Source organism: Methylotuvimicrobium sp. KM1, from assembly GCF_044788715.1.
GTDB lineage: Bacteria > Pseudomonadota > Gammaproteobacteria > Methylococcales > Methylomonadaceae > Methylotuvimicrobium.
On record NZ_CP173170.1, the window covers coordinates 163167 to 185960 of the forward strand.

Genomic DNA, 22794 nt, shown 5'->3' on the forward strand with positions numbered 1-22794 from the left:
GGACTAGTCGGCATAGTGTATTGGATCGGTAGCTTTGAAAAGGCACGTGATCTTTATGTTATCTCGACTAGAGACTCAGTAACCGGTTTAAATCCCGAATCTACCGTGTATTACCGGGGCATTGCGGTCGGCAAGGTTTTGACGGTGGATTTTGATCCGAGTGATCCATTGACGATTTTGGTCGAAATTGAAGTGGATAACAATATACGATTTACTCGGGGGATTTTTGCGACATTACGTCTAAAAGGGGTGACAGGGCTAACGCAAATCGATTTACAAGATTCGGGAGACAGCGATGAATGGTTGTTACCTGGCGACAGGCCGGAGCAAAGAATTCCGTTGCGGCCATCGTTGACGGATCGTTTATTGAGTTCAGGCGAAGAAATATTAATGAAAGCCGAACAATTGATGATACGTCTAGACCGTGTGTTGAGCGATGAAAATGAAGAGCATGGACGTGAAATTTTACGTAATTTAAATGTCGTCACCGCAAAAATGCCAAAACTTGAGGATCAACTGGGTAAGGTATTGGAAAGAATGCCGAATTTAATAGATAGTACGGAGACTACGCTCGGTCAAATCGGTGATTTGACGATTGATTTAAAAGCGGCGGCGAATAGTGTAAAAGTGCTTGGTGACCGAGGGGATGCGTTGATCGCATCGGGAGCGAATGTTGGGGATGTGCTGACAGGGACAACATTACCAAAAGTGCATCAAACAATGAATGAATTACAGTCCACAATGAATCAATTAAAACGAGTTGCCAATATGCTCGAAGCTAATCCTCAAGCATTAATATTAGGCCCGGTTAAAACCGAGCCTGCTCCGGGCGAACCGGGATATGAGGAGCCGCAATGAAAGTATCACTGATTAGTTTGTGTTTAATTATGCTGATGCTGATAAGTGGCTGTAGCTATAAAACTAGACCCGATGGAGCGGCTTTGCACGACCTTGGGCCTATTGTTCAGCGAAATGCTGAGCAGGCCCCATTACATGTCGAAGTAACAGCTCCAGAGTGGTTAAGGGATACGAGAATTCACTACAGGCAGCTTTATTTAACCCCCACCATTGTAAAATTTTATAACCTAGACCGATGGATCGCGCAACCGGCCGCTTTATTGGCCAAGCACTTCGCAGCAATTCCAGTAAGCGAGCCATTAACTATAAAAGTGCGTTTATTGGATTTTGAACAACGTTTCGACACTCCACAGCAAGCGCGTTCGGTCGTTGCTTTTGAAGTTGAAGTGTATAAGGCGAACGAAAATGCACCCATAGCTCGAAAAGCGTTTCAATTTGAACAGGTCAATATATCGGCTAATGCATTGGGGGCGGTCAATAGCTTTGCCGACTTGACTGAGGTAGCCGTGAGTGAAATGAGCGCTTGGTTTAATTCTTTGCGTTAATCCATCCTTGGTGCCAAACCTTCCGGCATCTGCACAGGTAAAGTCGAAATAGGAAGTGCGTTAGTCGATGTCAAAGCGTTTCTTTGTGGATAATCAGTCATTTCACCTAATCTTAGTCAAATAACACAGTTATTTAATTCATGAATGAGTGTCAATTACTCCCTTTATACTCAAAAACTAGCTAACTTTATGAAGGTATGGGGTGTGGCTAGCGAGGATGTCGGCAGCAGGGCAGATTTTTGCTCCATGCAAAATCTGCATTCACGCCATCCCTGGCGCTCGATTGCTGCCGTCAAGCCCCCATGGATGGGTTTACCCAGCACCTAAATTCCATAGTCCATTGGCTATGGTTAACTATCTGGGATAATTTAGGTGCTGGGTGAACGGCGGTCCTCGATAGACGCACCCCATGCCTTTTATTCTTAGACGGTTTTCGATCAAAAGGGAGTAGTTGCTGAACGCGACTGATCACGCGATTTCATTCATGTTCAGGGGGCTTGTCTGAAACCCAAACTAATTATACGGTGCAAAATAGAGGCCAAGGTTAGCGGCCAATTGTCGCGCGGCAAAATGCCACATTTTCCTGGTCGCCTTTAGTGGATACACTTTACTTCGACTCTTGTATGCACTCTTCACGAGACTAGAGTTGAATCCTTCCTCTTTAATGCGGCCTCCCGGCCGCATCTTTTTTTCGACATCCCAGTTTTAAAAAAGGTAAGTTATGTCAATTTTCAAAAACCCCGATTTTTTCGATTTCAAACCGCTAGACCTCGAACATAAAGTGTTTTTGCCGACGCGGGAGCTTTACAGTAGTCTGAGCCTGCAAGTAAGCGAGCTGTATCGACAAATTAAAACGGTCTTGCTCGATTGGCACGCTGAAGTGGCCGTTACCGCGAAGCAAATTTATGCGCATCCGGTCGAGACGGGCTCGCAATGGTATGCTCAAGCTGTTGATTACGGTGCGCAGATGTATGCTCAGGTTAACGAGGTTTATTTTCCGAAAGTCGAGTCTATGTATGAACAGACAGTAGTCGATGCGACACAATTGGGTCTGCAAGCCGGCGAATTTTGGCAAGCGTTTTACGATCACCCTCAAGCAACGGTCGCGGCATTGATCGAACCGGTGACAAATTATACGAATCAAGCAGTTGACGTTGCGGAAGTCTATTTTGTGAGCGTTTATTCAGCGATTGTGGACTTGTTCGATTTAATGCTTGAGCAACCGACTGAAACCCTGGAAGCCATATATCAAAATGCGTTAGCGGGACTGTTGGACATTTATTTTCAAATGATTTCATCGTTATTGGCGATACTGTGAAAGTATGCGAACCGAAGCGGGTGCGGTTGCTCGATCGACAGGCGTCGGCGGCAGGAGCCGCCGTCGAGCCTACATGGACGTATTCACCCAGCACCTAAATTCCATAGCCCATTGGCTATGTTTAATATTATGGCTAATTTAGGTGCTGGATGAATTCCATAGCTCATTGGCTATGGTTAACTATCTTGGATAATTTAGGTGCTGGGTTCACGGCGTCCTGTCGGGCGAGTGACCGCACCCAGCCCCGGCCCCCGCACTTTCATTTGCCGGGGCGATGGCTAGGCCTTCATGAACGTTACTGTAAAAGTATCGCCTATGCGATCAGTTTTCTTGATGGTCGCCGACTGGAGCCGCAAATGCATCGGCAACCAATTCATCGATATTGTCACCGGTCAAAGACTCCAGAAAAGCAGTCAAATCGTCTATTTCAGCATTGTTTAAATTCAAAGGATTGATTAGCGGGTCTAAGTTGTCATTGCTAATGCCGCCCTGGTTATAGAACTCGACGACTTCCTTTAGTGTCGAAATCGAACCGTTGTGCATGTATGGTGCGGTCAGCGCAACATTACGCAATGATGGGGTTTTATAACGCCAACGGTCGTTTGGGTTTTGCGTAACTTCATAGCGACCGAGATCATTGCTTTTGGTTTCCGAAACCGAATCGATCAATTGCGAATCGATATCGACAAAGACGCCGGGAGCGAGCTGGACACGTTGTGTCTTAACCGTACTATGCATTGCTTCGCGATAGCCGATACCGGTGTTATGAAACGCATTATCGGTAAAGATCGCATAATCCTTGTCGACGATGTGGCAAGCCGAACATTGAGCCTTACCGCTAAAAAGTTTGAATCCGCGTTGAGCGGATGCGCTCAATGCCTGTTTTTCATTTCCGTAATACCATCGGTCGAACGCTGAGTTGCCGGAGTTCAGCGTGCGTTCGTAACTTGCGATCGCCATGCCGATTGTTTCGATTGTCGGCCCTTTGCCGAAAGCCTTGTTGAAAAGAGCCTTGTATTCGCTATCGTTATGCAATTTCTCGATTACGCTGCCGATCGAAGGATTGGCCATTTCATTGTGCGCCAATAATGGCCCCCAAACTTGATGTTCGAGGCTGGTTTCGCGGCCGTCGTGAAACAGTTTTGTGTAATAGGCGACATTGTAAAGTGTTGGGCTGTTGCGCTTGACGGTCCGGCCTTCGATTCCGACCGCGGTTTTCATCTCATTGCTGGTAAAGCCTTGCTCAGGAATATGGCACATTGCACACGAAAAAGTATTGTTCAGCGACAGCCGGCGATCGTAGAAAAGTTTCCGCCCCAATTGTACTTTTTCAGGTGTGATCGGGTTGTTTGCCGGAACCGGTACGGGCGGCAGGCCTTTTGGCGGATGGTAGACCGTTTTCATCAAATCGGCAGCTTGACCGGTCCGGTCGGCCAGTGCGATGCTATCCGTCCTGTAATCGTCGCTTTCGTAATTCGATTTATCGTCGCCGGGTCGAAAGCGTTTGGAGACTTGTTTCGACTTTTTACCAGTGGCGACGGCTACCGGTTGCAGTAAGGTCATCACATCGTTGATCAAAGTGTCGGTATGCAAGAACGAAACGCTGTAGATGTTGCGGATTTTTTTGTTTCGGTCGATCAAATAGACGCGCAAAATATGCGAAAAAGTGCCGGTGAAACGTCCGTTTTCGTCGTAGACTTTCTGGATGCTTTGCCGATAATTATCGAGAATCGGCCGCAACTCGGCTTCCGAAGCCGTCGTTAGGAAGCGCCACTCGATGTTTTCATCCTGCAGGTGATCGCCATACTGTTTCATTTTCTCGGGCGTGTCTTGTTCGGGGTTGAAGCTTAACGTCAACAAACGCAGTTGTCGGCTCAATTCGGGGGACTTTTTAAGCCGGTTTTTGATTTTATGAAACACCCCGGTTGCTAAAGGGCAGCCGTTGACGTCGCTGCACGTCGAATAAATAAAACTGAGTAGCACGATCTTATCGCCCATCAGTTGATGCAAGTTAACAGCTTGGCCTTGTTCGTCGAGAACTTTACCGTCTGCGGCTTTTCCGAGCGCCGGTAACAGATAGCTGCCGACGGCCGGGAGTTCGTATTGCAGCGCGCCGTAACCGGGCGCAAGCGTTTCGTTGTCGGCCTTGACCGAAAAGACCGCTACGCTCGACAGCAAAATGACGATGGTAAACAAATGTTTCATGGCGTCGCTCCGGCGAATCGATGGGAACAGAGAGCGGCCGAAGCCGCTCATTGAGGTTATTGATATTTCGTAAGCAGGTTGGGCTGCTGGCTGTTGCTGCTATAAAGAGAATATGCACCGAACCGCATTTGATGCGCGCGGCCTAACTTTTCTTTGATGAAATCGATCGAGAACTGTTCTTTAAGTTGTTTTCCATTCCAATGATAAAGCTTGAAGAACTGCTCGTTATCGTCACCCTTTTTATCCCAGTTGGCCAATAGAGAAGTCGTATAATAAAGACGTTTACCGTCCCAACTTGACGACACCATATTGACTTGGGAGCCGATTTTTTGTTCGTAAACTTGTTTCGGGTTGAATGGATCGCTAATGTCGAAACCTCGAGTCTTCCCGTCCATAAAGGTATTGACCCATAATGTTTTGTCGTCGCTCGAAATAGAGATATCGACCGGCAAAGGTATTTTAGAAGGATCGCCAATATCGGCTACAGCTTTCGCTTGCCATTCGCCTGCTTGGTCTTCATAAATCAACCAGATCTTCGATGTTAGTGCTGTGCTGGTAAAGCAGTAGTTATTATTGGCTCCCCATGCGCAACGAAGTTCCAACGGCGCGCCGGGAACGTCGAAGACTTTCTTCGGTTTGCGCGCATGCAGGTCCCATTGCACGACGGTATTGCCGAAGCGTTTCATCGCCTCGGGATCATTCAGCATTTTACCGAAATCCATCATGTAATTAGACCAACCGGTGAAAGACGACGTTAGCATCAAGTTGCGCCTTGGCAGTACGCGGACATCGTAACCGTAACCATCGGCGTAGTTTCCGGTTTTGATAGCACCGCGTAAGTCGCTGTCGGTTGGGTGCCAGTGCGTGGCGATATATTCCCCTTCGTTGGTGTATTCGACTAGAGCGGTTCTGCCGCCATGATCTTTGTTATTAGAGAGTCCGGTGATCAGCATGCGACCGGGCAAGGCGTAGGTCGTATGCGGGCCGACTACGCCACCGCTTTTCGCGACGAAATCGCTGATGACCTTCGTCAATTTGGGCTTAGCCGGGTCGCTATGAACGTCGAAAATAAAAACCTTATTGGTATCGAGGCCGCCAGCCCACAAATATTGCCGATCATCGGTAAAGCCGGAATGATGCGCCTCATTCCGTCCGCCGACCGACAGCGAGTTGACGACTTTTCCATAGTTCTTGGACTTAGGATTGACATCGACTGTGACAAGCTTATCCTGCTCATCTCCGACACCTTCCATGCCGAGCGTCCAGATATAAACAAAGTCCTCCTGTCCGACAATCTTGGCCATATAGGGGGACATACAGGTTTCGTCAGCTAGTGCAGGATGTATGCTAAGGCTGCTGATCATGATTGTAGAAGCGGCAAACAAGGCGGATTGAGTTAGTTTGCCAAGAAGGTTACGGTTCTTGCTTTGTGATTTCATGGTATGCACTCTCTTGTAATTATCTGAGTAATAGTGAGTTTTCGTGAGTCGGACTGATGACCTCCTTTGGCTGATAGTGTTTCTGGGGTGATAAAGTGCTTATGTTTCGGCAGTGGTCGGATCAATAATCGTCTTGATTTGGCTGATACGATTAGCAGGGAATGATCCTTGTTGAGCGTGTTCCCGAATAGCCGTTTCGTCCGGTGCGATATAAACACAATAGACTTTATCATCGGTTACATAGCTCTCAATCCATTGAATTTTAGGTCCCATATTCTGAAGAATGGAGCATGACTTTTGAGCGATACCATGAAGGTCTTCGCTTGTCAATGATCCGGCATTGGGGATTTCTCGTTCGATAATGAATTTTGGCATGTTTTTCTCCAATTAAAAAATGACTGGTCGTCTCAAATGAGATTGAAAAAATTAGGCTTTGAAATAGCCCTCCAACAAGCTCCGGCAACATTGTTTTAAGGGTTCCGAGGATTGTTCGATTTTCATTCGAAGTAACGCGCCTTGCCAAGTGTTTAGTAATAAATCGGCCATTTCCTCTGCCGTCAGATCGGATCGAACGGTTCCTTGTTGTTGTGCTTGTGCAAGTGCAGAGCGCATAATGTTGCGATAACGAGTTACCGCGGATTGCAATGCCTTTTGGCATATTTCGCTGGTGTCGCCGATTTCACCCATGAGGTTGCCGAGCAGGCAGCCGCCTTTGAAGTTTTGTTTTTCGGTTTCGGCAATCAAATCGCGGTAATAGCGTTTTAACGCAGATAGGGCGTCGCCATTCGAATGTTCCAAATATGAGTCAAGCTGTTTAATAAATGGTTCAATGTAGTGCTGAATGACCTCCGCGCCGAAATTTTCTTTACTGCCGAAATAGTTGTAAAAAGACCCTTTTGGTATTTTTACGGCATCCAAAATTTCTTTAAGTCCGGTACCATGATAACCCTGCTCCATCAATAGCTTGACGCCTTGATTGAGTAGATTATCTCGGTTGATTTGTTTTTGCGATATTTCGATCATGGGAAAATAATACGACCGGTTGTCTTAACTGTCAATAATAAAAATCAATCATTAATTTTGGGATTTATCAGAGGTCTTGCTAATATTTTGCCGGGTACAGGCGAAGGACAGAAAATATACCTTTCGCGCAGCCCAATTTTCGGTTTTTTAACCCCTCTCCCATTTTGGTAGAGGGTGCATGATGGCGAAATTTGAAGCGCGAAAGGCATGCTTCGTCATGAATATTTCAATTCAAAACAATAGGAAAATTGTAAATGAGCGAACAGGAGTCAAATGGAGGGTCTGGCAACATAGAGCAGGAAGGAAAGAGTATGCATCCATTAATCAAGTTGGGCATACTCTCGGTCGGCTCTAAGGTTGGAGCGGAGATCATTCTCAAGCTTGCTAAGCACCCTGTGTTGTTGATGGCGATGGGTATCGGTAGCGGGCTATATATTAACAAGCACCGCAAAGATATTCTCGAAGCCGCACAGCAGCTAAAAGATCAGGGATTGGCGATCGTTAAGAAAAAAGATTGATGCCTCAGTGGTGTCGGATTAAGTGTATTGCCGGGTTCCGAACAAGGATGTGCCGACTCTGACCATTGTGGATCCTTCGGCAATCGCCGCGCTTAAGTCGTCACTCATCCCGAATGAAAACGTATCGAGATTAGGATGCTTGAGTTCGGAAACCGCTTCATAGAGCAATCGGTAGGGCTCTCGTTGCAAAGAAAAGTCACTTTGCGGTGCAGGTACCGCCATAACCCCTCTTAGGCGGAGACTCGGAAGGGCTTTAACTGCGTCGACCAATTCCGGAAGATCATTCAGAGCAATGCCTGATTTGCTGCTTTCATGGCTGATGTTGACTTGCAAACAAATATTCAATGCCGGTAAATGGACGGGGCGTTGTTCACTGAGCCGCTGGGCAATTTTGAACCGGTCTACGCTATGAACCCAGGCAAAATGGCGGGCGATGAGCTTGGTCTTATTGGATTGAATCGGGCCGATGAAATGCCAGGTGATATTGTAAGCCCCGAGCTCTTGTTGCTTGGCCCGCGCTTCTTGAGCATAGCTTTCCGCGAAATGGCGTTGGCCGGAAAGATAGGCGAGGATAATGTCCGAAGAAGGTTTAGTTTTACTGACGGCAAGTAAGCGAACGCTTCCCGGTAAGCGTTCGAAGTCGATCTCGGCTTGTCTGATTTGGGTTCGAACGGATGCGATTTGTTGAGCAATTGCGAACATAAGCACAATTTAGATGATAAAAAACCGCTATTAAACAGCAGCCCTTTCAAAAAGCAAAGACTTAGGCTAAGGTTATTTAGGATTTCGCGAAAAATAACTTCCTGGAGTTATGAGCTTTGCCGAGGGTTCGGTAACTCGCCTGGCAGGACGCCGTGAATGCAGATTTTGCATTACGCCATGGATGGCGTGTATTAGGGCAATGCAGGAGCAATTGCCGAGGAGCAAACATCTGCCTGCCGCCGACACCTGTCAATCGAGCAACCGATCCCTCTTTAAAAATAGGGAAGTTGTTTATAACCAAATCCTTAGTATTTCTATTTTTATTAGCCGCTTGAGAATCGTATGGATATTGCTGAATTATTGACTTTTTCCGTTAAAAATAATGCATCGGATTTACATTTATCGGCCGGTTTGCCGCCGATGATTCGGGTGGACGGCGATATCCGGCGTATCAATATTCCTGCCTTAGAGCATAAAGAAGTTCATGCCTTGATTTACGACATCATGAACGATAAACAGCGCCGCGATTATGAAGAATTTCTTGAAACCGACTTTTCTTTTGCATTGCCGGGTGTTGCAAGGTTTCGTGTCAATGCATTCAATCAGGATCGAGGTGCGGGGGCGGTTTTTAGAACGATTCCTTCGAAGGTGTTGAGTTTAGAAGATCTTAATGCGCCAAAGTTTTTTGAAGAAGTTACGCGCAAACCGAGAGGTTTAATTCTGGTAACAGGACCTACCGGATCGGGAAAGTCAACGACGCTGGCGGCGATGGTCAACCATATCAACACCAATGATTATGCACATATTTTAACCGTTGAAGACCCGATCGAGTTCGTCCATGAAAGCCAAAAATGCTTGATCAACCAACGAGAAGTCCATCGCGATACATTAGGTTTCAACGAGGCCTTGCGATCCGCGTTGCGGGAAGACCCCGATGTGATTCTAGTGGGCGAAATGCGCGACTTGGAAACGATACGATTGGCGCTGACCGCGGCCGAAACCGGTCACTTGGTTTTCGGCACGTTGCACACCACGTCGGCCGCGAAAACGATCGACCGTATTATCGATGTGTTTCCGGCGGCTGAAAAAGACATGATCCGCTCGATGTTGTCGGAATCGTTGCAAGCGGTCATCTCGCAAACCTTACTGAAAAAAGTCGGTGGAGGACGTATCGCGGCCCATGAAATCATGGTCGGGACTGCAGCCATTAGAAACTTGATTCGCGAAGCAAAAGTCGCGCAAATGTATTCGGCGATTCAAACCGGGCGCAAGGAAGGCATGCAGACCTTGGATCAAAATTTGAAAGAATTGGTTGAAAAAGGCTTAGTGGCTTCAAAAGTCGCCATGTTGAAAGCGGTTAACAAAGATATGTTCAGGTAGAGAGGGGGCGATATGGATGAATTTAAGCGACTACTTGAGTTAATGGTTCAGCAAAAGGCCTCCGATTTATTCATCACAGCGGGGCGCCCGCCCACGATAAAAGTCGACGGTAAGTTGATCGAAGTATCCAAAACGATGCTAAACAACGATCAATCTCGAGCCATTGTCATGAGTGTGATGACGCAACGGCAAAAAGACGAATTCGATAATACCAAAGAGTGTCAGTTTGCGATTGCTTTTCCTAAGCTCGGTAGATTCCGGGTGAGTGCGTTTACCCAGCGAGATGCTGCGGGAATGGTGTTGAGGCGCATCGAGACTCATATTCCCGATGCCGAAGATCTTCATTTGCCGCCGGTTTTAAAAGATTTGGTCATGAATAAGCGAGGACTGGTGTTGTTCGTCGGCGGGACGGGAACCGGTAAGTCGACTTCATTGGCGTCGTTGATCAAATACCGAAACCAAAATAGCAGCGGACATATTATTACCATTGAAGATCCGCTCGAGTTTTTGCATCCGCATTTGGGTTGCATTGTCACGCAGCGCGAAGTCGGCATGGATACCGAATCCTATGAAGTCGCACTTAAGAATACCTTGCGCCAAGCGCCTGATGTTATCCTGATCGGTGAGGTTAGAACCCGTGAAACGATGCAAAATGCGATTACGTTCGCCGAAACCGGGCATTTGTGTATAACGACCTTGCATGCGAACAATGCCAATCAGGCATTGGATCGGATTTTGCATTTTTTCCCGGACGAAATGCATAATCAATTATTTATGGATTTGTCGCTGAATTTGCGAGGCATTGTCGCGCAGCAGTTGATTGCCCGTGCCGATGGCAAAGGGCGCTATCCCGCAGTTGAAATTTTGTTGAACACACCCTTGGTTTCCGATTTGATTCGTAAAGGCGAAGTTCACAAACTGAAGGAGTTAATGAAGAATTCGCGGGAACATGGTATGCAGACATTCGATCAAGCGCTTTACGATCTCTATACAGCCGGAAAAATTAGTTATGAAGATGCCTTAAACTCTGCGGACTCAAGAAATGAAGTGCGCTTGATGATTAAACTGGGTGCCGAAGACTTAGGGACTTTAGTCAATGAAAATATGCATCTAAAAGAAGACGAAGATGAGCATACTCGTTTCTAATTCAATCATTTTTTGCGTGCTTCGCTAATCGTTTCATAAGCCTTGGTTATTTGTTGCGTTTTTTCCTTGGCCAAGATCATCATTTCTTCGGGCAGGCCTTTCGCAACCAGTTTATCGGGGTGATGCCGGCTGATGAGGCGGCGATAAGCTTTTTTAATATCGCTATCGCTAGCATTGGGGCGGACGCCGAGGACCTCGTAGGCGGTAGCTAAATTATCCTCTTTTTTAGTCGTTTGATATTGCTGTCGATGTTGACTGCCATAGAGCCGGTATTGCGCCAGAATTTGTAATTTGATGCGCTCGTAATCAAACCGCGAAAGACCGAGTATTCCGCAGATCTTAATCAACAGTTTATCCTTGACCTCGCTCAAATGGCCGTCGGCCATCGCGGCTTGAAGTTGAATTTCTAAAAACATGCGAATCAAATCGCCTCGCCGGCGGCACTCGTGACGAAATTGACGAAGCGCGTCATCAAGAGGAAAGTCTTTGTTTTTGCCTTGTTGAAAGAGTTTAATCGCGGTTGAGCGTAAGTCGGCCGATAAGCCCATTTCGTCCATTACACGTTTAGCCAGATCGATTTCCGCCTGAGAAACGCGTCCGTCCGCTTTGGCGATGTGGCCCATTACCGAAAATGTCGCGGTAAAAAAAGCGGTTTGTATGCGGTGCTTATCGCCGGGGCTCAATCGCTCGTCGAAATCGAATGTCTCCAAGCCGGAATCGAAGTGATGGCCGACCGATGCCCCTAGTATAGCCCCAAGCGGACCGCCCAAAAGAAATCCGAAGGCGCCGCCCAAGAATTTTCCCAACCAACTCATTGCCAGTCATCCCGTTATTCAAAAATAAATGCTATTGTATGCGATTTGATATTAACTTCTTATAACGAGGCATTATGAACGCTCCGGCTGTTCTTTACGAATCATCTTTGTCGCAATTGACGTTGCGAGCTCGCGGAAAAGTCCGTGATATTTACGACATAGACGATGAACATATGTTGATCGTCACGACCGATCGCCTATCGGCTTTCGATGTGATATTACCGGATCCGATTCCGCAAAAAGGGCGTGTTTTGACATCTGTTTCGAGTTTTTGGTTTAGTAAATTGAAACACATTTTGCCTAATCATTTAGCCGGCGTTTCTTTGGCCGAAGTGCTTACCGATCCGCAAGAACTCACGCAGCTAGAAGGAAGGGCGGTCGTGGTCAGAAAATTGAAACCGCTACCGGTCGAAGCGATTGTACGCGGATATATCATTGGTTCGGGTTGGAAAGATTATCAGCAAACCGGTCATATTTGCGGCATTCGTCTTCCCGAAGGTTTACAGCAGGCACAGCAATTGCCTGAGCCGATCTATACACCGTCCAGCAAAGCGGCTGTCGGCGATCATGATGAAAATATAACGTTTGCGAAAACGGTTGATTTGATGGGGCAAGAACTCGCCGAAAAAGTGCGTGAGGCCAGTTTGGCCCTCTATCAAGAAGCGGCGAATTATGCCAAGGAAAGAGGCATTATTATTGCCGATACCAAATTCGAATTCGGCACCGATGACGCCGGCGTCTTATATTTGATCGATGAAGCGCTAACACCCGATTCGTCTCGCTTTTGGCCCGCCGATCAATACCAAGTCGGCATGAGCCCACCCAGTTTCGATAAGCAGTATGTGCGCGATTATTTAGAAACTTTGGACTGGAATAAAAAGCCGCCGGCGCCCTCATTGCCCGAGGAAGTGATTCGTAGGACGACCGAAAAATACCTGGAGGCGGAGGCTAAATTAATCGGTTCAAGAAATTAGTACGCTGCCTTCCGCTCAATTCTGCGAGAATCATTGTAGTAACGCTCGTGAAGGCTTGGCATAACCCCGGCAAATGAAAGTTCTGGTGGTGGAGGGTGCGGTCACTCGCCCGGCAGGACGCCGTGAACCCAGCACCTAAATTAGCCATAATATTAAACATACCAATGGGCTATGGAATTTAGGTGCTGGGTGAATACGTCCATGTAGGCTCGACGGCGGCTATCTGAACGCCAGGGATGGCGTGAATGCAGATTTTGCAGGAGCAAAAATCTGCCCTGCCGCCGACGCCTGTCGATCGAGCAACCGCACCCTCTCCGGAACCGGCATTGTGTTGCATATCGAAAAATTAGATAAAGAACCTAAATCTACGAACTTTCACAGTAAACCATGCTCGGCAAACGAGTAGGGTAAGCCGTCGCCGATGATAAAATGATCGAGAACCCGAATGTCGAATAAAGCCAAGGCTTGCTTGAGTTTGTCGGTTATGTGGCGGTCGGCTTGACTGGGTTCACTGATTCCGGAGGGATGATTGTGTGCGAAGATAACGGCGGCGGCGTTGTGTTGTAAAGCGGCTTTGGCTACCTCTCTCGGATATACCGAGGCGCTGTCTATCGTGCCGCGGAACAATTCTTCGAGCTTTAAAACACGATGTTGGTTATCGAGAAACAAGCAAGCGAATACTTCATAACTGTACCCTCTTAATTGCGCGCTGAGATAAGCTCGGGTAATGTCGGGGCTGGTCAAGGCATCGCCGCGTTGTAGAATTTCACAAAAATGCCTTCTAGCCATTTCTAAAACGGCTTGCATCTGCGCGTATTTAGCGGGGCCCAAGCCGACACTTTGACAAAAGCGTTGCAGGTCGGCATCGAGCAGCGCTTTTAAAGAACCGAAGTCGTTCAGTAAGTCTCTGGCTAAATCGACAGCCGATTTTCCAGGCGTCCCGGTGCGCAGAAATATTGCGAGCAATTCCGCGTCGGTAAGCGCGTTTGAGCCTTTTTGTAATAATTTTTCCCGGGGTCGCTCATCCGCCGGCCAATCTTTGATTGCCATTGATTACCCAAGTTAGGTCAAAAATATCAAGCGTAGAAGAAATTTACTATACTTGCCATAATTATACTTCGCGCGGTCACATTTGCGTTCTTCTGACGCGCTATTTTGTCCGGTAGCTGTGTTGCGAAAACAGTTACATAGCTTGCTATGCGCCTGTTTTCGCGCCTTGCTACCGAACAAAATAGCATTGCCATAAAAGCCGCAAATGTGACCGCGCGAAGTATATCCAATTTAATTTTTTAACGGTACAGCTATTAATATTAAGAACATGCGTAAAATAACTTCTACAAGCATTAAGCATTGTGGTGGTTCGGTGACTCGCTTGAAAGGATGCCGTGAATACGTCCGTGTAGGCTTGATGGCGGTTATTCCTGTCGCCGACCCCCGTCAATCGAGCTATGGCCTACCTTTCCAACAGTTGTCGAAGTTATTTCATGCTCGTTCCTAAGCGGATATTAATGGCGGTTTGCGGCGGAATCGCGGCCTATAAGTCTGCAGAACTCATCCGTCTCTTGAGAAAACAAGGGTGCGAAGTCAGAGTAGTGATGACCCGGTCGGCGGTGGCCTTTATTACGCCGTTGACTTTGCAAGCCCTATCCGGAAATCCTGTGCATATTGATTTGCTGGACTGTGATCAAGAGCACGCGATGGGACACATCAGCTTGGCGCGCTGGGCCGATTGCATCGTGATTGCTCCGGCGACCGCAAATATGATCGCTAAATTGAGTCATGGTTTGGCCGACGATTTAGTCTCTACGTTGGTGTTGGCCGCCGAGTGTCCTCTTCATTTGGCGCCGGCAATGAATCGTGCCATGTGGCATAAAGCCGTTACTCAGGAAAATATTGAGCGCTTAGTCAGCCAGGGAGCGCAAATCATCGGTCCGGAAGTCGGCAGTCAAGCTTGCGGCGAAACGGGTCTCGGACGTATGTCCGAGCCGGACGCGATCATGCAGTGTTTAATGATAAATACTGCGCAAGGGGTTTTACAGAGTAAAAAGATTTTGATTACAGCCGGCCCTACACGGGAACCTCTCGACCCGGTTCGCTATATTACCAATCGCAGTTCCGGAAAAATGGCTTATGCGCTTGCCCAAGCAGCCTTGGCAATGGGGGCTGAAGTCACTCTGGTGAGTGGGCCGGTCGCATTATCAGTACCCGATGGTGCTTGCTTGATAAGGGTTGAAACCGCCGCGCAAATGCATGAAGCGGTCATGGCGTGTGTTCAATCAACCGATATTTTTATCGCGGCGGCGGCAGTCGCCGATTATAGTCCGGTTAGTGTTAATGAAAAGAAAATAAAAAAACAAAATGACGAGGTCGTCATTTTATTACGTAAAACTCGTGATATTTTAGCCGATGTTTCGAAGTTGACGCATAACAGGCCCTATACGGTTGGTTTTGCCGCCGAAACGCACGATTTGGAGCGATATGCTCAAGACAAGTTAATTCGAAAGAATTTGGATATGGTTGCGGCCAACTGGGTTGGTAAAGATAAGGGCGGATTTGAAAGCGATCTGAATGCCCTGTCGGTCTATTGGCAGGGTGGCGGCGTAGATTTGGCCATGACCGATAAAAATCAACTCGCGCGGCAGTTAATGAGCTTAATCGCAGAGAAAATGAATGAAAAAAATACAATTAAAAATTCTGGATGAACGATTGGGTAAGGATATTCCTCTGCCTGAATACGCCACCACCGGTTCGGCCGGTTTGGATTTGAGGGCCTGTTTGAGCGAATCGGTCGAATTGAAGCCCGGTGACAGCATCTTGATCCCCACGGGCATTGCGATTCATATTGCTGATAATACTATGGCGGCAGTCATCCTGCCTCGCTCGGGATTAGGACATAAACATGGAATCGTTTTGGGTAATCTCTTGGGATTGATCGATTCGGATTATCAGGGACAGATTTTCGTGTCCTGTTGGAATCGTGGGCAGACCGCATTTACCGTTAATGCCGGCGAAAGAATCGCACAAATGATTTTCGTGCCTGTCGTACAGGCCCAATTCGAGTTGGTCGACGCGTTTGATGAAAGTGCTCGAGGCGAAGGCGGTTTCGGACATACCGGGCGACATTAAATTGATAGGGGACGTTTGATGGAGCGTATATTCTTACCGCTGTCGATTATTGCGGTATTTTTGGTGCTATTGACTGGAGCAGGCATTTATTGGGCTAATAACTCCAGCATCAAGGAAGCTAAGCATGATTCAGCGATGGCCCTGGCCGCAGGCACTGCTTTAGGTATTTCAAAACAAATCGAGCAATTGGCTGGCTCAATTGACAAAATGGCTCGAGATCTGACTGTAATAGAGGCAGTGGAAAACAGAGACAGGGACCGGATTAGATCGTTAGAAGCGCAATTGGAAAAATATTTGCCGGGAGCATTAAAGATCAGATTATTGCTGCCTGGCATAAACGATCTGGATACCGAGCATATTCCGCACATGGGCTTTGCCGATTTGGACATGGTTAAGGAAACCTTTAGCGGGAAACCTCAGCCGTTGATTCAAGGGGAGGGCGCTAACCGGCATCTTGCGATAACAGCCAGAGTTGAAAAAGGCGGCCGTGTGGCAGGTGTTATATTGGCTAGTTTGAGTTATGACTTTATTAATAACAGCATTAAGCCGAGCTCTATCAGCAATCAATTGATTCAACTGAGGCAGGGTGACTTCGAGTTGGCAGCGGTTGGAAACCGAGCGCTTATCGGCGATGCTGCTAGCGTGCAAGTGCCTGTTGCTCACACGGCATGGCAAGTTCATGTTTGGTATCAGATAGAGGGGAGCTCTTCGGATATAGGGGTGATTGCGGCAATTATGTCAATAGCGGTGCTGTTGGTTTGTCTTGCGTTTTTTGTCGGTTATCGAAAAAGTGCCAATATTTTAAGCCACGACCAAAGTATTGTTTTAAAAGCCGTCAAAGATCTAATGACCGGAAATGCGTATGGTAATTATCCGGTCAATTTGAGTGAAATGAGTGTCATTATTTCCACGTTGGTTCAATTCAAACGAGTATTGGATCATCAAGGGGACGATGTCGTCGCGCTTAATGATGAAAGCGAAGCTGATTTTGACGGATTTTTTGAAGAATCCGATTTTGCGATTGAAGAAATTGTTGAAAACGCCAAAGCAGACGAAGCCGAAACCAGTCCGGTCTCAATGCCGGATGTCGATTGGGATATGCCGTTACCAGAAGCGAAACCAACTCAGGTTCCCGAGCAAACAAAATCATCTCCTTTATCAAACGAAACGGCACCGTTGCTCGGGGGGAGCGGTGAAGTATTTAGAGCCTATGATATACGAGGCGTGGTCGGCAAAACACTGACAACCGAACTGGCTTATGATATTGGTCGCGCATTTGGTACGGAAGTGAGAAAGGCGGATTGTAAAATTGTCGTGGTCGGACGTGATGGGCGCCATTCCAGCCCTGAATTGGCGGATGCCGTGATCAATGGCATTGTGTCGACCGGACGGGATATACTCGATTTGGGCATGGTGCCGACACCTATCCTGTATTTCGTTACGCAACATACCGAAGGGCGGACCGGGTTGATGATTACCGGGAGTCATAACCCGGCAGAATACAACGGCATGAAAATGGTGATTAAAGGTGAAACCTTGGCTGGACAGCGTGTTGCGATGCTTAAAAACATCATCGATAAACAGCACTATGCCGTTGAGGTGGGCGGGACAGTCGATCAGAACAGCATGTTTGTAAATGAATACATCGGTATTGTCGCCGAAGATGTACATTTGGTTAGGCCGATGAAAATCGTATTGGATTGCGGAAACGGTGTGGCCGGTGATATTGCACCGATACTTTTTAAGACGCTGGGTTGCGAAGTCGTCGAATTGTTTTGCGATGTCGATGGTAGTTTTCCCAATCACCATCCGGACCCGAGCGTCCCGGAAAATTTGGAAGACTTAATTGCTGCGGTACAACATTATGAGGCGGACATCGGCATCGCTTTCGACGGTGATGGCGACCGTCTTGGGGTGGTCGATTCAAACGGCAAAATTATATGGCCGGACCGGCTGATGATGCTGTTTGCCAAGGATGTCTTGGCAAGAAAGCCCGGTGCGCAGATTGTTTACGATGTCAAATGCTCTAGGCATTTGGCCGAGCAGATCGCCAAATACGGCGGCCGCGCCTTAATGTGGAAAACCGGTCACTCTTATATGAAGGCAAAAGTTAAAGAAACCGGGGCTAAATTAGCTGGAGAGATGAGCGGGCATATCTTTTTTAATGATCGATGGTATGGGTTTGATGACGCGTTGTATTCAGCGGCGCGTCTAATTGAGATTTTGTCATCGGATGCCAGAACTAGTGCCGAAATTTTTGCCGAGTTTCCGGAAAGCCTCAATACACCGGAATTGCTTGTCTCAATGAAAGAGGGCGAAAATTTTGATTTTATTGAAAAGTTATTTGCCAAAGCCGATTTCAAAGATGGAAAAATTACCAACATCGATGGATTACGGGTCGATTTTTCCGATGGTTGGGGGCTAGTTAGAGCCTCGAATACCACACCGTCATTAGTGGTCCGCTTCGAAGCCGATAGCGAGCAAGCGATGCGCCGAATTCAAGAAGAGTTCAGGACATTGATGACGAATATCGAGCCAAAGCTAGTTTTACCTTTTTAATCTACGGATAAAGAATATATGAAAAATAAAGCCGCGCATCAGATTGCGCATGTACTGATCGAAGCCTTACCCTATATTCGCCGTTTTAAAGATAAAACGGTCGTCGTCAAATACGGCGGCAATGCGATGATCGATGAATCGCTAAAAAACAGTTTTGCTCAAGATATCGTCATGATGAAGCTGGTCGGCTTAAACCCCATCGTCGTGCATGGCGGCGGCCCTCAAATAGGGGACCTACTGAAGCGACTCGGAAAAACCACGGAGTTTATTGACGGCATGCGCGTGACCGACAGCGAAACGATGGATGTTGTTGAAATGGTATTGGGCGGTTTGGTGAACAAAGAGATCGTTAATCTGATAAACCGGCATGGCGGCAAAGCGGTTGGCTTGACCGGTAAGGACGGCGACTTTATTCGCGCCAATAAAATCAAAATGAAAAAAAATGCGATCGAAGTGCAAGAGCCTGAAATTATAGATTTAGGTCATGTCGGAGAGGTCAGTAGTATCGATCCGGCAGTACTGTCGATGTTGAATCACAGTGATTTTATTCCAGTGATTGCTCCGATCGGCGTCGGCGACGATGGGCATTCCTATAATATCAATGCCGATTTGGTCGCCGGTAAGGTTGCAGAAGTCTTGAAAGCCGAAAAATTGATTTTGTTGACCAATACCGCAGGCATTCTCGATAAACAACAAAATTTGTTGACCGGCCTTTCGTTAAAGGATGTTGACGACTTGATTGCGGACGGTACGATTTTCGGCGGTATGATACCGAAAACCCGCTGTGCAACCGATGCGCTGAAAGGGGGGGTGTCGAGCGTTCATATCATCGACGGGCGCGTCGAGCATGCAGTATTGTTGGAGTTGTTTACCGACCAAGGCGTAGGTACCTTATTATTCAGCCGACCGAGATAAGGCGTCGTTAATATAAGGCCTAAACGCGGACCGGATATCGCTGACCCGTTGACTCGCGCATAATTCGCGGCCTAGTGAAGAGTCCCTACAGCGAATATCGAGAAAAAGTTGATAGTCGACATCGCTAATCGCGATTTTCGATAACGATAAGCTCAAATCGGAATCTTTAGACGGCGAGCGGGTCATGATCAGCTTGTCGGTGTCGATATCCGGGCCGGTCGTTGAATGAAAAGTGACGAAAGCTCGAGCAATTTCCCACGCCTGGTTACATTGATGATCGTTCTCGCAATAAAACAGGCCTAGTTCGTTGGCTTCCTTAATACTGGGAATCTTATGTTGTTTCGGTTGCGTATCGGTTCTTGATTGAGTCAAAAATAAATAGCGCTCGACGTCGGCATCGTCTTCTTTTTTTACTTGGTTCAGCGTTTCTATTTGTCGACTGATCGCTATTTCGGTTTGTTGAATTTGCTCTTGCGTCGAGCGGATATCTTTCAATAACGACTCGGGGACGCGTTGAGCGTTTCTTTCGAATGCGGCAGCCTTTCTTTGCTGCCCGGACAGCTGGCTCTTGAGCCGGTTTAAGTTGCCTTCCGTTGCTTTGATTTGGGCTTCCATGGTACGAGTCTTATTTTTGATCGACAACAATAAATCGTCTATGTTGCGGAAAGTGCTAAGTAAGACCTTATCGTAGTTTTGTTGTTTTTGAATAATTTTTTCCTGTGCCTCACGAAGTTCGTTAAGTCTTTGCTCCAATTCCAGTTCTTCTTTAGTTTTGGCTTTTTCAATGACATCGATTACTCGGCCGCGTTGGTTTAAGGCTTCGCGGCGGTGTTTGGCATGTTCCGGAGGGACTTGGTCGGAAAAATAAGTATTGCCTTGGTCGTCAACCCAGCGATACATTTTTTTTGCATGGATCTCGGGTGCATGACAAAGAAGCAGCGTAACTGCGGCAATGCTAAGGTATTTTCGTAGTAAGGCAATCGGCATAGGCGGCTACAGCAACAGCTGATCAAAAAGAAAATAAGACGATGTTTATAATAATATGCCTGGATGGCATGGTTTTGTTCTATGCAAGGCGCAAAAAGTGCATTAAGAGAAGCTACGTAAGCATTTTGAGCGCGGTTGATAGGCAAAAAGATTAGACATACATTATTATATTTTTTCACCGGAAATCGACTAAGTATATAACGTAAGCGAATTGGATGCAGCGATGAGTCGATGTTAACAGCAATTCCCAGTTTGAGAAATTTCTCCGTGTTCAGGGTGCGGGGTATGCCTGTCGAGGAACGCCGTAAACCCATCCATGGGGGCTTGGCGGCGGCTAAGCGCCAAGGATGGCGTGTATTAGGGCACCAACAGTAGGCGCTTTGGCGATGCAGGGCAGAAAAATGCTCCTGCATTTTCTGCATTCGTTACATCCTTGTAACTCAGCAATTGCCGAGGAGCAAAAATCTTCCCCTGCCGCCGACATCCTCGCCAAACACACCCTTTTTTATTCTCAAATTGGGAATTGCTGCGTTGTTAACGATTCTTGGCGTCTCTTTCGGAAGGCTTTCCAATGAGTTCTAACGATTTCGACAGTGCCGGAAATTTTTTCGGTGCGGTTATCGAAATTCGCTTATCGCGCCCGGTTTCGCCGGATAACAGTTTGCATGCCGATTTATTAACTCCGAACTCTTTGGCGAGAAACCTGATTAAGTAGGCATTGGCTTTGCCGTCAACCGGCGGCGCCTTGATTCTCAGCTTCAGGCGCTCGCCATGTAGTCCCGACCATTCGTCCCGGCTGGATTTAGGCTGAATATGCAAGCTTAGGATTAACTGGTCATGTTGCCAACAAAACCAGCTCAACCAATCAGGCCGGCTAATTGATGCAAAGGCGGCAAAATGACCATTTTAGCCAACTGCAATAACACCAGCGCAGCCAGCGGCGATAAATCGACACCGCCGATATCGGGGATGAATTTACGGCAAGTATCGAGCAGCGGCTCGGTCAAACTATGTAATATCGACGAGGCAGCATCGAAAGCGCCGGGATTGACCCAACTTAGAATCGCCCGGGCAAATATCGCAAAAATGAAGATATTGAACAGCAACGAAACCAGTTGCGTAAACGATAAAACAATCAATGCGCCAACGCTGATCATGATACCTTTCAAAATCAAGATCGAAAAATCGGCCAGCATCTGCAAAGCCATAACCAAAACCAGCGACGACGTATCGATTTGACCTATCGGCGGAATGAAGCGGCGCATGAGTCGAAGCGGCGGATGCGTAATTTTGATCAAAAACTGCGAGATTGGATTATAGTATTCGGCATCACACCACTGCAGCAGGAAGCGCAGCATGACGGCAAGGATATATAACGAAAATACCGTATCGATCAAAAAAATGACCGGATTGGACATATAGTTCGAATCCATCATTGTTCTCCCAATTGTTTGGACATCTCGATCGAGCGGTCATGCGCGGCTTGAATGGCCTTGGCGACCAACTCTCGGAAGCCTCCTTGTTCGAAAGCTTTGATTGCTTGTTCGGTGGTGCCGCCCGGCGAAGAGACCCGTTTGCGCAATTGTTCGGGGGACTCGTTTGATTCGAGCGCGATTTTTGCGGCGCCGAGCGCGGTTTGTTGAATCAGCAAGCGGGCCGTATGTTCCGGCATGCCCATTGACAATGCAGCTTGTTCCATCGCTTCCATCAGTAAAAAGTAATAGGCCGGGCCGCTGCCGGATACCGCTGTAACCGCATCGAGTTCCGATTCTTTATCGACCCACAACGCAACGCCGACAGAGCGTAGAATATTTTCAGCCAAGTCGCGCTGTTCGTCGTCGACATTCGCATTGGCGTGTAAACCGGTTGCGCCGGTCAACACCAAGGACGGGGTATTTGGCATGCAGCGCACGACAGCGACTTCGGCGCCCAGCCAGCGGCTCAGGCTCTCTTGAGTGATGCCGGCGGCGATCGAAACGACCAACGGGCGCTTTTTCCGTATGATAGCCGCGCAATTCTCCGCGACTTCACGTAGTACCTGTGGCTTGATTGCCAGCACGACGACGTCGACTTCTTCGATGACGGCTTCATTGGCAACGGAAATATTAATATTTAAATTGTTTGCTAGGGTTTTAAGGACGTCTTGATTGACATCCGAGACCCATATTTGAGAAGGCGAGTGACCGCTGGCAATCAAGCCCGTGATAAGACTGGAGGCCATATTGCCGCCCCCGATAAATCCGATTTTTTTCGTTTTCATAATGTTGAGATAGGGTTTAAAAGG

Annotated in this window: 22 protein-coding genes; 11 read left to right on the plus strand and 11 right to left on the minus strand. The window is 47.5% G+C overall.

Annotation, left to right across the window (positions count from 1 at the left end):
• The first annotated feature begins 15 nt into the window (after window positions 1-15).
• The 3 genes from ACINK7_RS00755 (at window position 16) to ACINK7_RS00765 (ending at window position 2721) form a co-directional block, all read left to right on the plus strand.
• Complete coding sequence (locus ACINK7_RS00755) at window positions 16-858, plus strand: MlaD family protein (RefSeq protein WP_404359139.1); 843 nt, start codon at window positions 16-18, stop codon at window positions 856-858.
• Entirely contained in the window at window positions 855-1403 is a 549-nt protein-coding gene (locus ACINK7_RS00760; protein WP_404359141.1) for a hypothetical protein, read from the plus strand. The genes ACINK7_RS00755 and ACINK7_RS00760 overlap by 4 nt, the downstream gene beginning before the upstream one ends.
• A gap of 721 nt (window positions 1404-2124) precedes the next feature.
• Window positions 2125-2721 (plus strand): hypothetical protein, encoded by a 597-nt coding sequence (locus ACINK7_RS00765; protein ID WP_404359143.1) that lies wholly within the window; start codon window positions 2125-2127, stop codon window positions 2719-2721.
• Between the two features lie 321 nt (window positions 2722-3042).
• Here the strand turns inward: ACINK7_RS00765 and ACINK7_RS00770 are convergent, their stop codons facing one another.
• The 4 genes from ACINK7_RS00770 to ACINK7_RS00785 all read right to left on the minus strand — a co-directional run bounded on the left by ACINK7_RS00770 (window position 3043) and on the right by ACINK7_RS00785 (window position 7388).
• Complete coding sequence (locus ACINK7_RS00770; RefSeq protein WP_404359145.1) at window positions 3043-4926, minus strand: cytochrome c peroxidase; 1884 nt, start codon at window positions 4924-4926, stop codon at window positions 3043-3045.
• Between the two features lie 56 nt (window positions 4927-4982).
• Window positions 4983-6290 carry a selenium-binding protein SBP56-related protein gene (locus ACINK7_RS00775; protein WP_404361394.1) on the minus strand — a complete coding sequence of 436 codons (1308 nt, stop codon included), beginning with the start codon at window positions 6288-6290 and terminating at the stop codon, window positions 4983-4985.
• 174 nt (window positions 6291-6464) lie between these two features.
• A complete protein-coding gene (locus ACINK7_RS00780) occupies window positions 6465-6740 on the minus strand; it encodes a DUF4242 domain-containing protein (protein ID WP_404359146.1) in 276 nt (91 codons plus the stop codon).
• Window positions 6741-6791: 51 nt separating this feature from the next.
• Entirely contained in the window at window positions 6792-7388 is a 597-nt protein-coding gene (locus tag ACINK7_RS00785) for a TetR family transcriptional regulator C-terminal domain-containing protein (RefSeq protein ID WP_404359148.1), read from the minus strand.
• A 254-nt stretch (window positions 7389-7642) separates the two neighbouring features.
• On the opposite strand from ACINK7_RS00785, the gene ACINK7_RS00790 reads away from it, so the two are divergent.
• Complete coding sequence (locus tag ACINK7_RS00790) at window positions 7643-7906, plus strand: hypothetical protein (protein WP_404359150.1); 264 nt, start codon at window positions 7643-7645, stop codon at window positions 7904-7906.
• Between the two features lie 18 nt (window positions 7907-7924).
• Here the strand turns inward: ACINK7_RS00790 and ACINK7_RS00795 are convergent, their stop codons facing one another.
• Window positions 7925-8608 (minus strand): YggS family pyridoxal phosphate-dependent enzyme, encoded by a 684-nt coding sequence (locus tag ACINK7_RS00795; RefSeq protein ID WP_404359152.1) that lies wholly within the window; start codon window positions 8606-8608, stop codon window positions 7925-7927.
• 342 nt (window positions 8609-8950) lie between these two features.
• Here ACINK7_RS00795 and ACINK7_RS00800 point away from each other — a divergent pair, with 342 nt between their 5' ends.
• Window positions 8951-9988 carry a type IV pilus twitching motility protein PilT gene (locus tag ACINK7_RS00800; RefSeq protein WP_404359154.1) on the plus strand — a complete coding sequence of 346 codons (1038 nt, stop codon included), beginning with the start codon at window positions 8951-8953 and terminating at the stop codon, window positions 9986-9988.
• 12 nt (window positions 9989-10000) lie between these two features.
• The gene (locus ACINK7_RS00805; RefSeq protein WP_404359156.1) at window positions 10001-11134 is read left to right on the plus strand and encodes a PilT/PilU family type 4a pilus ATPase; all 1134 of its coding nucleotides are present in this window, start codon (window positions 10001-10003) and stop codon (window positions 11132-11134) included.
• Between the two features lie 5 nt (window positions 11135-11139).
• Here the strand turns inward: ACINK7_RS00805 and djlA are convergent, their stop codons facing one another.
• The gene (gene djlA / locus ACINK7_RS00810) at window positions 11140-11949 is read right to left on the minus strand and encodes a co-chaperone DjlA (RefSeq protein ID WP_404359158.1); all 810 of its coding nucleotides are present in this window, start codon (window positions 11947-11949) and stop codon (window positions 11140-11142) included.
• A gap of 74 nt (window positions 11950-12023) precedes the next feature.
• Between djlA and ACINK7_RS00815 the strand changes: the two genes are divergently transcribed.
• Window positions 12024-12923, plus strand: coding sequence for a phosphoribosylaminoimidazolesuccinocarboxamide synthase (locus ACINK7_RS00815; RefSeq protein ID WP_404359160.1), 900 nt, complete (start codon window positions 12024-12026; stop codon window positions 12921-12923).
• 375 nt (window positions 12924-13298) lie between these two features.
• Here ACINK7_RS00815 and radC read toward each other — a convergent pair whose 3' ends face one another.
• Window positions 13299-13973, minus strand: coding sequence for a DNA repair protein RadC (gene radC / locus ACINK7_RS00820; RefSeq protein ID WP_404359162.1), 675 nt, complete (start codon window positions 13971-13973; stop codon window positions 13299-13301).
• Window positions 13974-14407: 434 nt separating this feature from the next.
• Between radC and coaBC the strand changes: the two genes are divergently transcribed.
• From coaBC to argB, 4 genes are read left to right on the plus strand one after another with little or no spacing between them, the layout of a single operon-like run.
• A complete protein-coding gene (coaBC, locus tag ACINK7_RS00825; protein WP_404359164.1) occupies window positions 14408-15625 on the plus strand; it encodes a bifunctional phosphopantothenoylcysteine decarboxylase/phosphopantothenate--cysteine ligase CoaBC in 1218 nt (405 codons plus the stop codon).
• On the plus strand, window positions 15594-16049 hold the full coding sequence (gene dut, locus ACINK7_RS00830) for a dUTP diphosphatase (RefSeq protein WP_404359166.1): 456 nt from the start codon (window positions 15594-15596) through the stop codon (window positions 16047-16049). Before coaBC ends, dut begins: the two co-directional genes overlap by 32 nt.
• A gap of 18 nt (window positions 16050-16067) precedes the next feature.
• Window positions 16068-18608 (plus strand): phosphomannomutase/phosphoglucomutase, encoded by a 2541-nt coding sequence (locus tag ACINK7_RS00835; protein WP_404359168.1) that lies wholly within the window; start codon window positions 16068-16070, stop codon window positions 18606-18608.
• Between the two features lie 18 nt (window positions 18609-18626).
• Window positions 18627-19523, plus strand: a complete 897-nt coding sequence (gene argB, locus ACINK7_RS00840; RefSeq protein WP_404359170.1) for an acetylglutamate kinase — start codon at window positions 18627-18629, stop codon at window positions 19521-19523.
• Here the strand turns inward: argB and ACINK7_RS00845 are convergent.
• From ACINK7_RS00845 to proC, 4 genes are all read right to left on the minus strand, one after another.
• Window positions 19503-20510, minus strand: a complete 1008-nt coding sequence (locus ACINK7_RS00845; protein WP_404359172.1) for a DUF4124 domain-containing protein — start codon at window positions 20508-20510, stop codon at window positions 19503-19505. The genes argB and ACINK7_RS00845 overlap by 21 nt on opposite strands.
• Window positions 20511-21044: 534 nt before the next feature.
• Window positions 21045-21371, minus strand: a complete 327-nt coding sequence (locus tag ACINK7_RS00850; RefSeq protein WP_404359174.1) for a DUF167 family protein — start codon at window positions 21369-21371, stop codon at window positions 21045-21047.
• Complete coding sequence (locus ACINK7_RS00855) at window positions 21368-21943, minus strand: YggT family protein (RefSeq protein WP_404361395.1); 576 nt, start codon at window positions 21941-21943, stop codon at window positions 21368-21370. The genes ACINK7_RS00850 and ACINK7_RS00855 overlap by 4 nt, the downstream gene beginning before the upstream one ends.
• Window positions 21943-22770 carry a pyrroline-5-carboxylate reductase gene (proC, locus tag ACINK7_RS00860; protein ID WP_404359176.1) on the minus strand — a complete coding sequence of 276 codons (828 nt, stop codon included), beginning with the start codon at window positions 22768-22770 and terminating at the stop codon, window positions 21943-21945. Before proC ends, ACINK7_RS00855 begins: the two co-directional genes overlap by 1 nt.
• Between the last annotated feature and the right edge of the window lie 24 nt (window positions 22771-22794).

Excerpts from the sequence above, each read along its gene's own strand:
- ACINK7_RS00760 (WP_404359141.1), top strand. The coding sequence starts at position 855 with ATGAAAGTATCACTGATTAGTTTGTGTTTAATTATGCTGATGCTGATA.
- ACINK7_RS00765 (WP_404359143.1), top strand. The coding sequence starts at position 2,125 with ATGTCAATTTTCAAAAACCCCGATTTTTTCGATTTCAAACCGCTAGAC.
- ACINK7_RS00770 (WP_404359145.1), bottom strand. The coding sequence starts at position 4,926 with ATGAAACATTTGTTTACCATCGTCATTTTGCTGTCGAGCGTAGCGGTC.
- ACINK7_RS00775 (WP_404361394.1), bottom strand. The coding sequence starts at position 6,290 with ATGATCAGCAGCCTTAGCATACATCCTGCACTAGCTGACGAAACCTGT.
- ACINK7_RS00780 (WP_404359146.1), bottom strand. The coding sequence starts at position 6,740 with ATGCCAAAATTCATTATCGAACGAGAAATCCCCAATGCCGGATCATTG.
- ACINK7_RS00785 (WP_404359148.1), bottom strand. The coding sequence starts at position 7,388 with ATGATCGAAATATCGCAAAAACAAATCAACCGAGATAATCTACTCAAT.
- ACINK7_RS00790 (WP_404359150.1), top strand. The coding sequence starts at position 7,643 with ATGAGCGAACAGGAGTCAAATGGAGGGTCTGGCAACATAGAGCAGGAA.
- ACINK7_RS00795 (WP_404359152.1), bottom strand. The coding sequence starts at position 8,608 with ATGTTCGCAATTGCTCAACAAATCGCATCCGTTCGAACCCAAATCAGA.
- ACINK7_RS00800 (WP_404359154.1), top strand. The coding sequence starts at position 8,951 with ATGGATATTGCTGAATTATTGACTTTTTCCGTTAAAAATAATGCATCG.
- ACINK7_RS00805 (WP_404359156.1), top strand. The coding sequence starts at position 10,001 with ATGGATGAATTTAAGCGACTACTTGAGTTAATGGTTCAGCAAAAGGCC.
- djlA (WP_404359158.1), bottom strand. The coding sequence starts at position 11,949 with ATGAGTTGGTTGGGAAAATTCTTGGGCGGCGCCTTCGGATTTCTTTTG.
- ACINK7_RS00815 (WP_404359160.1), top strand. The coding sequence starts at position 12,024 with ATGAACGCTCCGGCTGTTCTTTACGAATCATCTTTGTCGCAATTGACG.
- radC (WP_404359162.1), bottom strand. The coding sequence starts at position 13,973 with ATGGCAATCAAAGATTGGCCGGCGGATGAGCGACCCCGGGAAAAATTA.
- coaBC (WP_404359164.1), top strand. The coding sequence starts at position 14,408 with ATGCTCGTTCCTAAGCGGATATTAATGGCGGTTTGCGGCGGAATCGCG.
- dut (WP_404359166.1), top strand. The coding sequence starts at position 15,594 with ATGAAAAAAATACAATTAAAAATTCTGGATGAACGATTGGGTAAGGAT.
- ACINK7_RS00835 (WP_404359168.1), top strand. The coding sequence starts at position 16,068 with ATGGAGCGTATATTCTTACCGCTGTCGATTATTGCGGTATTTTTGGTG.
- argB (WP_404359170.1), top strand. The coding sequence starts at position 18,627 with ATGAAAAATAAAGCCGCGCATCAGATTGCGCATGTACTGATCGAAGCC.
- ACINK7_RS00845 (WP_404359172.1), bottom strand. The coding sequence starts at position 20,510 with ATGCCGATTGCCTTACTACGAAAATACCTTAGCATTGCCGCAGTTACG.
- ACINK7_RS00855 (WP_404361395.1), bottom strand. The coding sequence starts at position 21,943 with ATGGATTCGAACTATATGTCCAATCCGGTCATTTTTTTGATCGATACG.
- proC (WP_404359176.1), bottom strand. The coding sequence starts at position 22,770 with ATGAAAACGAAAAAAATCGGATTTATCGGGGGCGGCAATATGGCCTCC.